This window comes from Pseudomonas sp. CG7 (assembly GCF_023701885.1).
Taxonomy (GTDB): domain Bacteria; phylum Pseudomonadota; class Gammaproteobacteria; order Pseudomonadales; family Pseudomonadaceae; genus Aquipseudomonas; species Aquipseudomonas zanjanensis.
On sequence record NZ_JABAEE010000087.1, the window covers coordinates 1 to 13,366 of the forward strand.

The window sequence follows — 13,366 nt, forward strand, 5'->3', positions numbered from 1 at the left end:
CCATCGTCTATTTTCGGTGGCGCGGGAGCTGCCACCCGCTGGCCGGGGAATCAGGCCAATTTTCTTGCGACTGCTGCGCAGCCGAGCGGGAGCAAGCTCCCTCGCCACAGAAGCGAATTTTCCAGAGTATCGTGTTCAGCTTTTTTTCTTGTAGGCAATGCAATCGATCTCGACCTTGCAATCGACCATCATGCTCGCCTGCACGCAGGCCCTGGCCGGGGCGTGTTCCGGGTTGAAGTATTCGCCGAACACTTTGTTGAAACTCCAGAAGTCCCGCGGGTCCTCCAGCCATACGCCGCAGCGCACCACATCTTCCAGGCCGTAGCCGGCCTCTTCGAGAATGGCCACCAGGTTCTTCATGGTCTGGTGGGTCTGCTCGACGATCCCGCCGACAATGATCTCGCCGTTCACCGCCGGCACCTGGCCAGACACGTGCAGCCAGCCATCGGCCTCCACGGCGCGGGCGAAGGGCCGTGGCTGGCCGCCGCCTGCGGTGCTGCCGGTGCCGTAACGCGTAATGCTCATGGGTATCTCCTTGTTGAACTGATTGATAGCTGAATGGATTAAAAACGGGTGTTCTTGAGGAATTCCGCCAGACGCGGCGATTGCGGCCGCTCGAACAGCTCCTTGGGTGGCCCTTGTTCTTCGATGCGGCCCTGGTTCATGAACACGATCTTGTCGGAGACCTCGAAGGCGAAGCGCATTTCGTGGGTCACCAGCAGCATGGTCATGCCGTCTTCGGCCAGGCCCTTGATCACGTTCAGCACCTCACCGACCAGCTCCGGGTCCAGGGCCGAGGTGACTTCGTCGAACAGCATCAGGCTGGGGTTCATCGCAATCGCCCGGGCAATCGCCACGCGTTGCTGCTGGCCGCCGGACAACTGGCCGGGAAAGTGGTCGCGCCGCTCCAACAGGCCGACCCGCTCCAGCCATTTTTCGGCCAGGGCCACCGCTTCGTCCTTGTGCAGTTTTTTCACCTTGAGCAGGCCCAGGGTGACGTTCTGCAACGCGGTCAGATGCGGGAACAGGTTGAACTGCTGGAAGGCCATGCCGGTCATGGCTCGATGGCGGGCGATGACTTTCTCGGCGTGGCGCACGCGCTTGCCAGCCACCTCGTCATAGCCGATGGACTCGCCGTCGAGCACGATCCGGCCGCCCTGGAATTCTTCCAGCATGTTCACGCAACGCAGCAATGTGGTCTTGCCCGAACCGCTGGAGCCGATCAGCGTGACCACATTGCCGCGCTGCATGCTCAGGTCCACGCCCTTGAGCACTTCCAGCGGGCCGTATTGTTTGCGCAGGCCGCGAATGTCCAGAAGCGGCTGGGCGTTTGAGAGCTTTGTACTGGAGAGTTTCGAAACGTCAGTCATGGCAACGCCACCCGCTTTTCAATGTGCCGTCCGAGCAATTCGATGGCGTAGTTGATGATGAAAAAGAGAAACCCGGCGAACAGGTAAAATTCCAACGTCATGAAGGTCCGGGCGATGATCTGCTGGGTGCTGAGCAGCAACTCGGCGACGCCGATCACCGACAGCAAGGTCGAGGCCTTGACGATCTCCGTGGAGGAATTGACCCAGGTCGGCAGGATCTGCCGCAACGCCTGGGGCAACAGCACGTAACCCAGCGCCTGGTAGAACGTCAGGCCGATGGCCTGGCTCGCTTCCATCTGCCCACGGGGCAATGCCTGCAAGGCGCCGCGCACGATCTCGGCCACGTGGGAGCCGCAGAACAGCGTCAAGCCCAGCACGCCGGCCTGGAACGCGCCGATCTGCCAGCCCAGGGCCGGGGCCATGTAGAAGCAGGCCAGCACCAGCACGAACACTGGCGTGCCGCGAATCAGGTCGACGTAGAAACGAAACGGCGCACGCATCCAGACACGGCCGTACGTCAACGCCAATCCGGCGACGACACCGATCAAGGTGCCCAACACAATCGCCAGCAGCGAACACTGCACGCTGGTCAGGAAACCGACCCACAGGGTGTCCCGGGCGACCCACAACTCATGCAACCAACTGGGGGATTCGTACATGGGAGACTCCTAACGGCGGATCGCCAGGCGCTGCTCGAAATACCGCAGCAGCATGGCAATGAGGTAACAGGCCGCGACATACAGGGCCGTGGTCACCAGCCAGGTTTCGATCACCCGGTAGCTTTCCACGTTGATCTTGCGGGCGTAGTAAGTCAGCTCCGGCACGGCAATCGCCGCCGCCAGGGAGGTGTCCTTGAACAGCGAAATGAAGTTGTTCGACAAGGCCGGCAATACGTTGCGCAGCATCACCGGCACGGTGACGTAGGCCTTCACCTGCCACTCGCCCAGGCCGATGGCCAATCCCGCTTCACGCTGTCCCTTGTGAATGCTCAACAGCCCGCCGCGAAACACTTCGGTCAGGTAGGCCCCGGCGTACAGCGAGAGCGTGATGACGAACGACGGCAGCTTGTCCAGGCGAATGCCCAGACTCGGCAAGGCGAAGTAGATCAACAGGATCAGCACCAGGATCGGCGTATTGCGGATCACCGTGACATACACCGACGCCAGCACCCGCAACACCCGATGCTTGCTGAGCAGCGCGAACGCCATCGCCATGCCGATCACGCAACCGATGGCGATCGACACCAGCGCCAGGGTAAGCCCCAGGCCGAGCCCCGCCAGCAAGGTGTCGAAATCGCGCCAGACGGCGGCAAAGTTCAACTGATAATTCATGGTCGGCACTACCTTCGACGGTGCGCCCACAAAGGGCGCCCCGGGCTCACAGGGTCATTTGAATTCAACGGGGAAACCGATCGCCGGCGACGGCAGCTCGACGCCGAACCACTGCTTGAACGACGCCGCGTAGGTGGGGAATTCCACACCGGTCATGGCCTCATGCAAGGTGGTGTTGACGAAGTTCAGCCAGTCCTGGTCGCCGCGCTTGACCGCGCAGGCGTAGGTTTGTGGGCTCCAGGCGTAGGCCGGGCTGCGGTAGCGCCCTGGGTTCTGCACCATCAGGTATTTGACCGAGGACTGGTCGGTGGCGGCGGCATCGGCTCGGCCGGAGTTCACCGCCTGGTACATCAGGTCGACGCTGTCGTACTGGTCGCCCTTGGCCTTGGGCAACGCCTGGTGCACCAGTTCTTCGGCGTAGACGTTCTGCAGCACCGCCACGGTAACGTCGTCATCCGCCGCCTTGAGGTCTTCGATTTCCTTGTACTTGCTGTTGGCCGGCAGCAGCAGGCCCACGCCTTCGCGGTAGTACGGCAGGGTGAATGCCACTTGCTGGGCGCGACTGGCGGTAACGGTGATGAACTGGCAGCTCATGTCGACCTTGTCGGTCAGCAGGTTGGGAATCCGCGCATCGGACGACTGCACCACGAACTCGACTTTCTCCGGGTCATTGAACAGGCCCTTGGCGACCATTCGCGCGATGTCGATATCGAAGCCCTGCAACTTGCCATCCGCTCCCTGGAAGTGCCACGGCGCATTGGTACTGCCCGTGCCCACGATCAATTTCCCCCGCTGCAGCACGCTGTCCAGCTTGCTGTCGGCCGCCTGAGCGACCCCCATGGCAGCCGTCGTGGCCACGAAGAGAAAAACACACGCTTTGAACAAGGAAGGTCGGCGTTGCATGGCAAGCACTCCAGAGTGAGTTTATTCCGCTATACCGGGACATGGTATGTAACAACGGAATAGACAGCAGAAAGTGTGCCACAGGCCCGACGGCCCCGGGAGAGAAAAATAGAAATTGAGGGAAATCAGGGAGATGGGAAAACGGGAGACCGGACGGTGATGTCTGCGTGCGAATACTGTTGCTACCGTTAGCCACGACGCACGGGTAACAAGGCCCCAAGCCGGGTCCTCGGCGCCCCCGGCGCACCGAAACGGAACCACTCTGGAATGTGTGAATGATTACCCTGTGGGAGCGAGCTTGCTCGCGATAGCGGTGGATCAGCCAAGGTTGATGCCAACTGACCTGACGCCATCGCGAGCAAGCTCGCTCCCACAGGGGTTCGGTGGTGTGCCTGGTTTATTTGCGCTTGTAGCTCTTGCTGCCGCCAGGCGTAAGGCAATAGACCCCGCCCCGGGGCCCGACGCAGTAATTGCCACTGCCGCACTGGCAACCGTCGGTTGATTTGAGCAACGATTGCGGCCGGGCGTCGTTGCGAAGCCCCAGCACCGCGGAACAGGACTTCTTCGAAGCGCTGATGGAACCGTCGTTGCACAAGAAGGTATCGCCGTCACACCCGGCAATACCGCCCTTGCGCCCGGAACACGGCTGATTGGCGGCAAGGGCCGAAGCCCCCAGGGCCAACAACAGGATCGCTACACTGGTACGAAGTAGAGTGGACGTTCCGTGACAGGGTTTCATGGCAGCTTCCAGGCCGATAGATGGCCCTATGCTATCACCTGATCAACTACTACACCTAACGTCCGCAAAACCTCACCCGGGACAACATCCGCAAATCCCCCTCGCGGTAATAGTCATCGCTCCAGCTGTCATTCACCGCCAGCGGCTTGACCTGCTTGAGGGCGAGTTTTTTCGCAAAGTAGCGAAAGCGGTAATGCTCATAGAAACGCAGCAGTTCCAGGCCATAGCGGTCGGCCAGGTCGGTGTCGCCTTGGATGATCAGGTAATTCTCGTCGTTGCCGCTGCTGGCCGCGGCGCTCAGGTTGTGGCTGCCGCTGAGAATGGTCGGCGTGTCGCTGGTGAAGTCGGTGACGATGGCTTTGGTGTGCACCAGCAGGTTGCCCTTCTGGCCTTTCATATTTTCCCGCAGCCAGCCTTCCAGGCCGGTGTTGAGCAACGCGGTGGCGGCGAACTCGGCGGTGCGGTCGGCATGGAAGCCGGTGATGCGGCTCCGGGTGTTTTGCAGGCCGTAGCGCAGCACATCGTCATTGGGTGCGCCGAGCAAGGCGTCGAGGATGCGGTCGGGCACCACGAAGGCGGTGACGAACAACAGGTCCTTTCGCGCCCCCTTGATGATGTCGACGAAACGATCCAGGTCGCCCTCCCCGGTGCGCGGCGAGAACCCGGCGAACAACGCCTCTTGCGGCGCCATGGCGTTGTTCAGGTTCAACCATTGGCGAGTGGCATCGACATCTTTGGGGGTCGCCCAGATTTGCTCGAACACCTTGAGGTAGCTGCTGCTGATCCGGGGATCGTCCAGCACATGCACGACGTTGGCCTGGCGGTAGACACCGTTGGCGGTGAAATTGGTGCTGCCGCACAGCACGGCCTCGGGTTGCAATGAACCGCTGCCCTGCACCTTGCTCAGCACAATGAACTTGTTGTGGAAAATGTTGTGGGTGACCCGCCCACGTTTGTTGGCAGCCGGCATGCTCTCGAGACTGGCTTCGTTGCGTGCCGTGGTGTCGTCTTCCGGCTCGGCGTGGTACAGCACTCGCACCCGGGCGCCGCGAGCGTGAGCGGCGGTCACCGCGTCGACGATCACTGGCAGTTCGTATTCATAGATAGCGACGTCCAAGGCCCAGCTGGCATCCAGCGCCCGGTCGATGAAACCGATCAAGCGCCCCAGCAAACCGTTTTCCAGCCAGCGACGCGGGGCGTCGGGCCAGTCGTCGATGGACAGGTGCTTGTTGGCGTCGCTCAGCGCGTCCAGCTCGGGAAACTTGCGCTGGAACGCCTGGCTGGCGGCCACGGCACGGTTGAAGATCACGCGCTGGTTGGTCGGTTGCCCGTCGTCGCTGGTGACGGTGACGTCCAGGGAGTCGCCCAACTGCGGTGCCTCGGGGCTGCCATAGGCCAGGTGCACACGGTAGTGGATCGTCACACCGGGGTTGACGGCGTAGTCGGCCCAGCGAAATTTCTGCAGGGGCGCCTTGTCGCTGGGGGTGGCATGGAACTGGGGAAAAGTATGGGCCTTGTCGGGGAAGGTCAGGCTGTTGAACAGGAACAGCCAGGGCTTGTCGCCCTGCTGCTTCTCGATGGCAAAGCCCAGCAAGCCCTGGCGCCGATGTTCAGCCAGGTCCATGGCAAGCAGCACGCCGTTGGTGCCGGCATAGGCCTTGACCCGAAAATCGTCTTGGGGATTGGTGACGAGTACGCGCATGGTTCACTCCTGTGAGGGGCTGGCTGAGCATAGTGCAGTGATGCGGGTTCGCTGGGCAGGTCATTGGAACCAAGGGGATGCCATCGCGAGCAAGCTCGCTCCCACATGGGTTTCGCTGTGAACACATGAATGATGAACACCTCGGCCCCTGTGGGAGCGAGCTTGCTCGCGATAGGGCCCTGACAGTCACAGCACATTTCAATCGGCCTCATCGATATGCCTATACTCAGCCCCCAAACACTCCGCCAACTGCCGGGCCCGGCCCAGGCGAATCGGGCCTCTTTCGATGTCGATCAACAGGCACGGACAATCGAGGACCGGCGGTGAAAGCCCTTCCTTGACGCGTCCGTCGGTCATTACCAGCACCCGTTGCTGCTCCGCCGGGTAGCGCTTGCGCCGCGCCACCAGCCAGCGACCGGCCTCGTTCAACGCCGCCAGCAACGGCGTTCCGCCCCCTGCACCCAAGCCATCGAGCCAGTCGCGCAGACCGGCCGAGGCCTTTAGCCCCTGCACCTGCCAGTTCGGTTGCGTGCCGCTGGCTGTCAGCAGCGCCAAGCGGGCGCGTTGTCGGTAGGCGTCGTCGAACAATTGCGCCAACAGGCCTTTGCCGTCACTCAAGGCGCGATGACGCCGGGTCGAGGCCGACGCATCGACGCTGACCAGCCACAGCTCATGGGGAGACCGATGGCGATCGTGCCAACGCAAATCTTCATGTCGGCGTGGTCGGCCGTTGAGCAACGTCCCCGGCCAGTTCACCGCACCGCTGGCCGCCGCTTTGCTCCGGCCCTGGCGGCCCTGGTCGAGGCGTCCGGCGCGGGGTCTGGCATTCGCCCCCGCCGGCGAACGGGGGCGAATGCCTAGGGCTTTTTTGGCCAGCTCGGCACATCGCGCCGGGCCCCGGTCGGCAATGCCCGCGCTGGCAGGTCGCCCCACTGGCCCTGGCCTTCGTTGGGTTCAGTGGTTTTTTCCGCCCCTGTCGGTGCCTGGGACGGCACCGGTGCCGAATGCCCGCGCCGCCGGTGCCGCAAGGCAAACTCGGCGACCGCATCGATGTCTTCGCCGGCAATCGCCGCGGCGCCGCGCCAGGCGGCATGGGCCCGGGCCGCCCGCAGCCAGACCAGGTCGGCGCGCAAGCCATCGACCCCAGCGGCAAAACAACGCTCGGTGATCTGCGCCAGCGCCGCATCATCGAGGGCGATCCCGGCCAAGCGCTCGCGGGCCTGTTGGCAGCGTTCGCGCAACTGCTGTTGAGCCGTCTCCCACTCTGCGCAGAACGCCAACGGATCGCTGTCGAAATCCAACCGCCGCCGGATGATCTGGCCGCGCTCGGCCGGTGCGGTGTGACCATCGAGGGCGACGTTCAGGCCGAAACGGTCGAGCAACTGCGGACGCAGCTCGCCCTCTTCCGGGTTCATGGTGCCGATCAGGACAAAGCGCGCCGAGTGCCGATGGGAAATGCCGTCACGCTCGACCAGGTTGGCGCCGCTGGCGGCCACGTCAAGCAGCAGATCCACCAGGTGATCGGGCAGCAGGTTCACTTCATCGACATACAGTACGCCACCGTCGGCCTTGGCCAGCACGCCGGGAGAAAACTGCGCGCGCCCTTCCCCCAACGCCGCGTCCAGGTCCAGGGTGCCCACCAGCCGCTCTTCGGTCGCCCCGAGGGGCAAGGTGACGAACTGACCGCTGGCCAGCAGGTCCGCCAGGCCCCGGGCCAATGTGGACTTGGCCATGCCCCGCGGACCTTCGATCAGCACACCGCCGATTCTCGGGTCGATGGCGGCCAGGCACAGGGCCAGTTTCAGGTCATCGGCGCCGACCACGGCGGAGAGTGGGAAATGGGGGGTGTGGGTCATGTTGAATATCTCATGCATGTGAGAGAGTCCCTGTGGCGAGGGAGCTTGCTCCCGCTCGGCTGCGCAGCTGTCGTCATTCTGAAAGGGCACTGGGACTTCAGGTTCCGGGGGCTGCTGCGCAGCCCAGCGGGAGCAAGCTCCCTCGCCACAAGGGCTGGTCTGTGGTCCTCATTTCAGCCATCTTCTTCTATGTCCAACAACAAGTTCTCCAGCGCCTCGCGATACTCGCCTGGATCCTGCCACATCCCTCGCTGCTGCGCTTCGAGCATGCGCTCGGTCATGTCCCGCAGGGCGTCGGGGTTGTGCCGGCGGACGAACTCTCGGGTGTCCGGATCGAGCAGGTAGGCATCGGCCAGCAAGGCGTACTGGTGATCGTCGATCAATTGGGTGGTGGCATCGAAGGCAAACAGGTTGTCCACCGTCGCCGCCAGTTCGAACGCGCCTTTGTAGCCGTGCCGCTTCACGCCGTCGATCCACTTCGGATTGGCCGCGCGGGAGCGGATGACCCGGTTGAGCTCTTCCTTGAGGGTACGAATCCTGGGCAAGTCCGGCTGGCTGTGATCGCCATGGTAACTGGCCGCCGCATCGCCACTGAGGGTCTCGACCGCCGCCAGCATGCCGCCCTGGAACTGGTAGTAATCGTTGGAATCGAGCAGGTCGTGCTCGCGGTTGTCCTGGTTCTGCAACACCGCCTGCACCTGGCTCAAGCGCCGGGAGAACTGCTCCCGGGCGGCGGTGCCTTCATCGCTGGCACCGTAGGCGTAGCCGCCCCAGTTCAGGTACACCTCGGCCAGGTCCTCGCGGCTCTGCCACAAACGACCGTCAATCGCACCCTGCACGCCCGCGCCATAGGCACCGGGCTTGGCCCCGAAAATCCGCCAGCCGGCCTGGCGCGCCGCGGCTTCCGGCTCAAGACCCGACGCCTGCAAGGCTTCGCGCTCGCTGCGCACCTTGGCCGCCAAGGGGTTCATGTCGTCCGGCTCATCGAGGGCGGCGACGGCCTGCACGGCGGCGTCGAACAAGCGGATCAGGTTGGCAAAGGCATCCCGGAAGAACCCGGACACCCGCAACGTGACATCGACCCGGGGCCGGTCCAGCAGGCTCAACGGCAGGATCTCGAAGTCATCGACCCGCTGGCTGCCGGTGGCCCACACCGGACGCACGCCCATCAACGCCATGGCCTGGGCGATGTCGTCACCGCCGGTGCGCATCGTGGCGGTGCCCCACACCGACAGGCCGAGCTGGCGCAGGTGATCGCCGTGGTCCTGCAAGTGCCGTTCAAGGATCAGGTTCGCCGACTGGAAACCGATGCGCCACGCCGTGGTGGTGGGCAGGTTGCGCACGTCCACTGAGAAAAAGTTTCGCCCGGTGGGCAATACGTCCAGACGCCCGCGGCTCGGCGCGCCGCTGGGGCCGGCCGGCACGAAGCGCCCGCCCAGGGCATCGAGCAGGCCACGCATTTCCGCCGGGCCGCAGGCATCCAGGCGCGGGGCTACGACGGACCGCAGGTTTTCAATAATGTCGAAAACCGTCTCCCCGCCCACCCCCTCCAGTGGCTCGACGACACCGTCCAGCGCCCGCTCGATCAACTGCGCCGCGAACAGCTCCAGGCGCTCGCGGGTATCACCGGCGGTGCGCCAAGGCTCGGTACTGACCTGACGCAACGCCTCGGGGCGCTCCCCCGTCCAGGGCTCGGCCAAGGCACAATCCAGCGGATCGAAACCCAGCCCGAACGCCTTGGCCAGCGCCCGCAACAGACTCGACTGGGCGCCTTTGCCGTCGCCCCGGGGAATGCGCAGCAACGCCAGCAACGTATCGATGCGCAGCCGCCCGCTGGGCGACTCGCCAAAAACGTGCAGGCCGTCGCGGATCTGCGACTCCTTCAAGTCGCACAGGTACGTGTCCAGGCGGGGCAGCCAGATCGCCGCGTCGGCATCGCTGTCCAGGGCGGCATCCAGTTGCAGCTCACGGTCGATGTGCGTCTCGCGCACCAGGTTGAGGATGTCCCGTTGCAGTTCCCGGGCGCGGCGCGGATCGAGCAATTGCGCCTCGTAGTACTCGTCCGCCAACAACTCGAGGTTACGCAGCGGCCCATAGGTTTCGGCCCGGGTCAGCGGCGGCATCAAGTGGTCGATGATCACCGCCTGGGTCCGTCGCTTGGCCTGGGCGCCCTCGCCCGGGTCGTTGACGATGAATGGATAGATATTCGGCAGCGGCCCCAGCAGCACGTCCGGCCAGCAGTTTTCCGAGAGCCCGACGCCCTTGCCCGGCAGCCATTCGAGGTTGCCGTGCTTGCCGACGTGGATCGTTGCGTGGACGCCGTAGGTGTGGCGCAACCAGAAATAAAACGCCAGGTACCCGTGGGGCGGCACCAGGTCCGGGTCGTGGTACACCGCGCTCGGATCGACCTGATAACCCCGCGCCGGCTGGATGCCGACAAACGTCAGGCCCAGGCGCAGGCCGGCGACCATCAGGCGCCCGTCGCGGAACATCGGGTCCTGGTCGGGCGAGCCCCAGCGTGCCAACACCGCTTGGCGATTGGCCTCGGGCAGCGCGTCGAACAGGGATTGGTAGGCATCGAGGGCCAGGCTCTGGTGACAGGGACGCAAGTCGAGGCTGTCCAGGTCGTTACTGACCCCGCCGAGCAATTGCTGGATCAACGCAGTGCCGCTCGCCGGCAGTTCGGCCGGCAGTGGATAGCCCTCGGCCTGCAAGGCCCGCAGGATGTTCAAGGCCGCCGCCGGGGTGTCCAGGCCGACACCGTTGCCGATGCGCCCATCCCGGGTCGGGTAGTTGGCGAGGATCAGCGCCACTCGCTTTTGCGCGTTGGGCAGGCACGCCAGGGTGGTCCAGCGCTGGGCCAGTGCGGCGACAAAATCCATGCGCTCGGGCACGGCGCGGTAGCAGACCACGTCGCTCTGGCTGCGTTCGCTGCGCCAGGCCAAGTCCTTGAAACTGATGGGACGGCTGATGATTCGTCCGTCCAGTTCCGGCAAGGCAATGTGCATCGCCAGGTCCCGTGGTCCCAAGCCCTGCTCGTTGGCACGCCAGCCGGGTTCGTTGTCCTGGGCGCAAATGGCCTGGATCACCGGGATATTGCGGCGAAACGGTCGCAAATGCGGCGCTTCGGGGCTGGATTGAGCGAAGCCGGTGGTGTTGAGGATCACCCCCGCTTCCACCTCGTCCAGCCAGTCCTCGACCCGCGCAAGGCTAGCCGGCTCCTTGAGGCTGGCCACGGCAATCGGCAGCGGATTGAGCCCCGCCGCTTGCAGGCGCTGGCAGAACACGTCGATGAACGCGGTGTTCGCCGCTTGCAGGTGGGAGCGATAAAACAGCACCGCCGCCACCGGTTGCCCGGCCTGCCAGTCGGCTTGCCAATCGCCGAGGCTGGCGCTGGTTTTTAGCGGGTGATAGATCGCCGTGCGTGGCAGGGCCTGCGGCTCGGCCCAGGGGTAATCGCGGCCGAACCATTGGCTGCCGAGGTTGTGAAACAGGTCCAGGGCATTGCCCAACCCGCCCTGGCGCAAGAACTGCCAGAGCCGGTCGCGGTCCTCGACGGCCACGTTGCTCAGGTCACTGAGCTCCGGGTCCGGACGGTCATCCCCCGGCACCAGGATCAGCTTCACCCCGCGTCCGGCCAGCTCCATCAGGCGCTCGATGCCGTAGCGCCAATAGCCGATGCCGCCGTGCAGCGACAGCAGGATCACCTTGGCGTGTTGCAGCACGTCTTCGAAATACAGGTCCACCGAGGCGTGGTTCTGCACCTGCATCGGGTTGGCGAGGCGAAACTGCGGGTAGTCGTCCGGCAACTGCCGCGCCGCTTCGGCCAATAGCGCCAGGCTGGAGTCGCCGCTGCACAGGATCACCAGTTCGGCGGGGGTTTGCCCCAGGTCGGCAATGTTGTCATCCGACACGAAACCGCCGGGCTGAGTCCTGAGCAGGTGCATGGCTTAGGCGCTGAGGGCGGCGCGCAATTGCGCTTCGAGCAGCGCGGCATCCAGCGCCTGGCCGATCAGCACCAGACGGGTGACCCGCGCTTCCTCGGCGCCCCACTGACGGTCGAAATGCTTGTCGAAGCGCGTACCGACGCCCTGGATCAACAGGCGCATCGGCTTGTTCGGGATCGCCGCAAAACCCTTGATCCGCAGTACGCCGTGCTGGACCACCAGTTGCGTCAGTGCATCCAGCAGCAGGCTTTCGTCGGCCTGGGGCAGTTCGATGGAAATGGAATCGAAGGCGTCATGATCGTGGTCGTCATCGTCGCCGTCATGGTGATGGTCGTGATGGCTGTGGCGACCGTCGATGTGTTCTTCGGAACCGGCGCCCAGGCCGATCAGCACGTCCAGTGGCAGCCGACCGCTGCTGGCTTCGATGACCTTGACCGCTGGCGGCAGTTCTTCGGCGACTTCCAGGCGCACCCTGGCCAGGTCTTCAGGGCTGATCAGGTCGGCCTTGTTGAGGATCACCAGGTCGGCGCTGGCCAGTTGGTCGGCGAACAATTCGTGCAGCGGCGATTCGTGATCCAGGTTCGGGTCGAGTTTGCGCTGGGCGTCGACCTGGTCGGGGAAGGCGGCAAAGGTACCCGCGGCCACGGCCGGGCTGTCCACGACGGTGATCACCGCATCGACGGTGCAGGCGCTGCGGATTTCCGGCCACTGGAAGGCCTGGACCAGCGGCTTGGGCAGGGCCAAGCCAGAGGTTTCGATGAGGATGTGGTCGAGGTCGCCACGCCGGGCCACCAGCTCACGCATCACCGGGAAAAATTCTTCCTGCACCGTGCAGCACAGGCAACCGTTGGCCAGTTCGTAGACGCGGCCGTTGGCTTCTTCTTCGGTGCAACCGATGGTGCACTGCTTGAGGATCTCGCCGTCGATGCCCAGCTCGCCGAACTCGTTGACGATCACGGCGATGCGCCGGCCCTGGGCGTTGTCGAGCATGTGCCGCAGCAAGGTGGTCTTACCCGAGCCGAGGAAGCCGGTGACGATGGTGACGGGGAGTTTGGCCAGTGTTTTCATCGGATGCCCTTTGGCAAGGTGGCGGGCAAACGGGACGACAACCGCTGGCACAGGCGTGCGGAAGATTTCGCCACCGGATCACCCCGCCCGGTTGTAGTGAGAATCTGTTTCGAGGCAGGTCTCCTGGCTGACGGCGGGCCGGTCTTTCGACTGGCAATTGCTGCGCCTTCCCGTGCGCCTTTGGTAAAAAGGCATGCACAGTGGCCTTGCAGAAACCTCACCGTTCACAGTTGCGGGGGCAGCCGCGGCTTGGACCGCGTTCCCTTCTTAGCTCCGGCGCATGCCGAAGAACCTCGAAGGCGCAAGGCTACGCAGGGTGTGGGGGCGGGTCAATCTCCGCAAGTGATATGCCGGACGCTGTTGTGGGGGGGGGGGGGGGGGCCGGCTCGGGTGTGCGCGGGGCAGCTGGGAGACGGGCGGGGGGCGGGCGGCCGGGGCGGCGCGGAGCGG

Annotated in this window: 11 protein-coding genes and 1 riboswitch; all 11 genes read right to left on the reverse strand. The window is 64.3% G+C overall.

Annotated elements, in window-relative coordinates; genetic code table 11:
* Positions 1-135: 135 nt before the first annotated feature.
* Complete coding sequence (locus HGO40_RS25840; protein WP_250965344.1) at positions 136-525, reverse strand: RidA family protein; 390 nt, start codon at positions 523-525, stop codon at positions 136-138.
* 38 nt (positions 526-563) lie between these two features.
* Positions 564-1,370: an amino acid ABC transporter ATP-binding protein gene (locus tag HGO40_RS25845; RefSeq protein ID WP_250965345.1), complete on the reverse strand. Its 807-nt coding sequence runs from the start codon at positions 1,368-1,370 to the stop codon at positions 564-566.
* A complete protein-coding gene (locus HGO40_RS25850) occupies positions 1,367-2,029 on the reverse strand; it encodes an amino acid ABC transporter permease (protein WP_250965346.1) in 663 nt (220 codons plus the stop codon). Before HGO40_RS25850 ends, HGO40_RS25845 begins: the two co-directional genes overlap by 4 nt.
* A gap of 9 nt (positions 2,030-2,038) precedes the next feature.
* Positions 2,039-2,701, reverse strand: coding sequence for an amino acid ABC transporter permease (locus HGO40_RS25855; RefSeq protein WP_250965347.1), 663 nt, complete (start codon positions 2,699-2,701; stop codon positions 2,039-2,041).
* Positions 2,702-2,755: 54 nt separating this feature from the next.
* Positions 2,756-3,604, reverse strand: coding sequence for a transporter substrate-binding protein (locus HGO40_RS25860; RefSeq protein WP_250965348.1), 849 nt, complete (start codon positions 3,602-3,604; stop codon positions 2,756-2,758).
* Positions 3,605-4,001: 397 nt separating this feature from the next.
* On the reverse strand, positions 4,002-4,343 hold the full coding sequence (locus tag HGO40_RS25865) for a YdcA family protein (RefSeq protein ID WP_250965349.1): 342 nt from the start codon (positions 4,341-4,343) through the stop codon (positions 4,002-4,004).
* 55 nt (positions 4,344-4,398) lie between these two features.
* On the reverse strand, positions 4,399-6,045 hold the full coding sequence (locus tag HGO40_RS25870) for a phospholipase D-like domain-containing protein (protein ID WP_250965350.1): 1,647 nt from the start codon (positions 6,043-6,045) through the stop codon (positions 4,399-4,401).
* Positions 6,046-6,243: 198 nt separating this feature from the next.
* Positions 6,244-6,978 carry a vWA domain-containing protein gene (locus HGO40_RS25875; protein ID WP_502943351.1) on the reverse strand — a complete coding sequence of 245 codons (735 nt, stop codon included), beginning with the start codon at positions 6,976-6,978 and terminating at the stop codon, positions 6,244-6,246.
* Complete coding sequence (locus HGO40_RS25880) at positions 6,903-7,901, reverse strand: magnesium chelatase ATPase subunit I (protein WP_250965362.1); 999 nt, start codon at positions 7,899-7,901, stop codon at positions 6,903-6,905. Before HGO40_RS25880 ends, HGO40_RS25875 begins: the two co-directional genes overlap by 76 nt.
* 173 nt (positions 7,902-8,074) lie before the next feature.
* A complete protein-coding gene (gene cobN, locus HGO40_RS25885) occupies positions 8,075-11,848 on the reverse strand; it encodes a cobaltochelatase subunit CobN (RefSeq protein ID WP_250965351.1) in 3,774 nt (1,257 codons plus the stop codon).
* Positions 11,849-11,851: 3 nt separating this feature from the next.
* Entirely contained in the window at positions 11,852-12,916 is a 1,065-nt protein-coding gene (gene cobW, locus HGO40_RS25890; protein ID WP_284739237.1) for a cobalamin biosynthesis protein CobW, read from the reverse strand.
* A 96-nt stretch (positions 12,917-13,012) separates the two neighbouring features.
* A riboswitch (cobalamin riboswitch) is annotated at positions 13,013-13,227 on the reverse strand.
* Between the last annotated feature and the right edge of the window lie 139 nt (positions 13,228-13,366).

What these genes read in the sequence shown, in the direction of transcription:
- HGO40_RS25840 (WP_250965344.1), bottom strand. Translation starts at nt 525, where the DNA reads ATGAGCATTACGCGTTACGGCACCGGCAGCACCGCAGGCGGCGGCCAG.
- HGO40_RS25845 (WP_250965345.1), bottom strand. Translation starts at nt 1,370, where the DNA reads ATGACTGACGTTTCGAAACTCTCCAGTACAAAGCTCTCAAACGCCCAG.
- HGO40_RS25850 (WP_250965346.1), bottom strand. Translation starts at nt 2,029, where the DNA reads ATGTACGAATCCCCCAGTTGGTTGCATGAGTTGTGGGTCGCCCGGGAC.
- HGO40_RS25855 (WP_250965347.1), bottom strand. Translation starts at nt 2,701, where the DNA reads ATGAATTATCAGTTGAACTTTGCCGCCGTCTGGCGCGATTTCGACACC.
- HGO40_RS25860 (WP_250965348.1), bottom strand. Translation starts at nt 3,604, where the DNA reads ATGCAACGCCGACCTTCCTTGTTCAAAGCGTGTGTTTTTCTCTTCGTG.
- HGO40_RS25865 (WP_250965349.1), bottom strand. Translation starts at nt 4,343, where the DNA reads ATGAAACCCTGTCACGGAACGTCCACTCTACTTCGTACCAGTGTAGCG.
- HGO40_RS25870 (WP_250965350.1), bottom strand. Translation starts at nt 6,045, where the DNA reads ATGCGCGTACTCGTCACCAATCCCCAAGACGATTTTCGGGTCAAGGCC.
- HGO40_RS25880 (WP_250965362.1), bottom strand. Translation starts at nt 7,901, where the DNA reads ATGACCCACACCCCCCATTTCCCACTCTCCGCCGTGGTCGGCGCCGAT.
- cobN (WP_250965351.1), bottom strand. Translation starts at nt 11,848, where the DNA reads ATGCACCTGCTCAGGACTCAGCCCGGCGGTTTCGTGTCGGATGACAAC.
- cobW (WP_284739237.1), bottom strand. Translation starts at nt 12,916, where the DNA reads ATGAAAACACTGGCCAAACTCCCCGTCACCATCGTCACCGGCTTCCTC.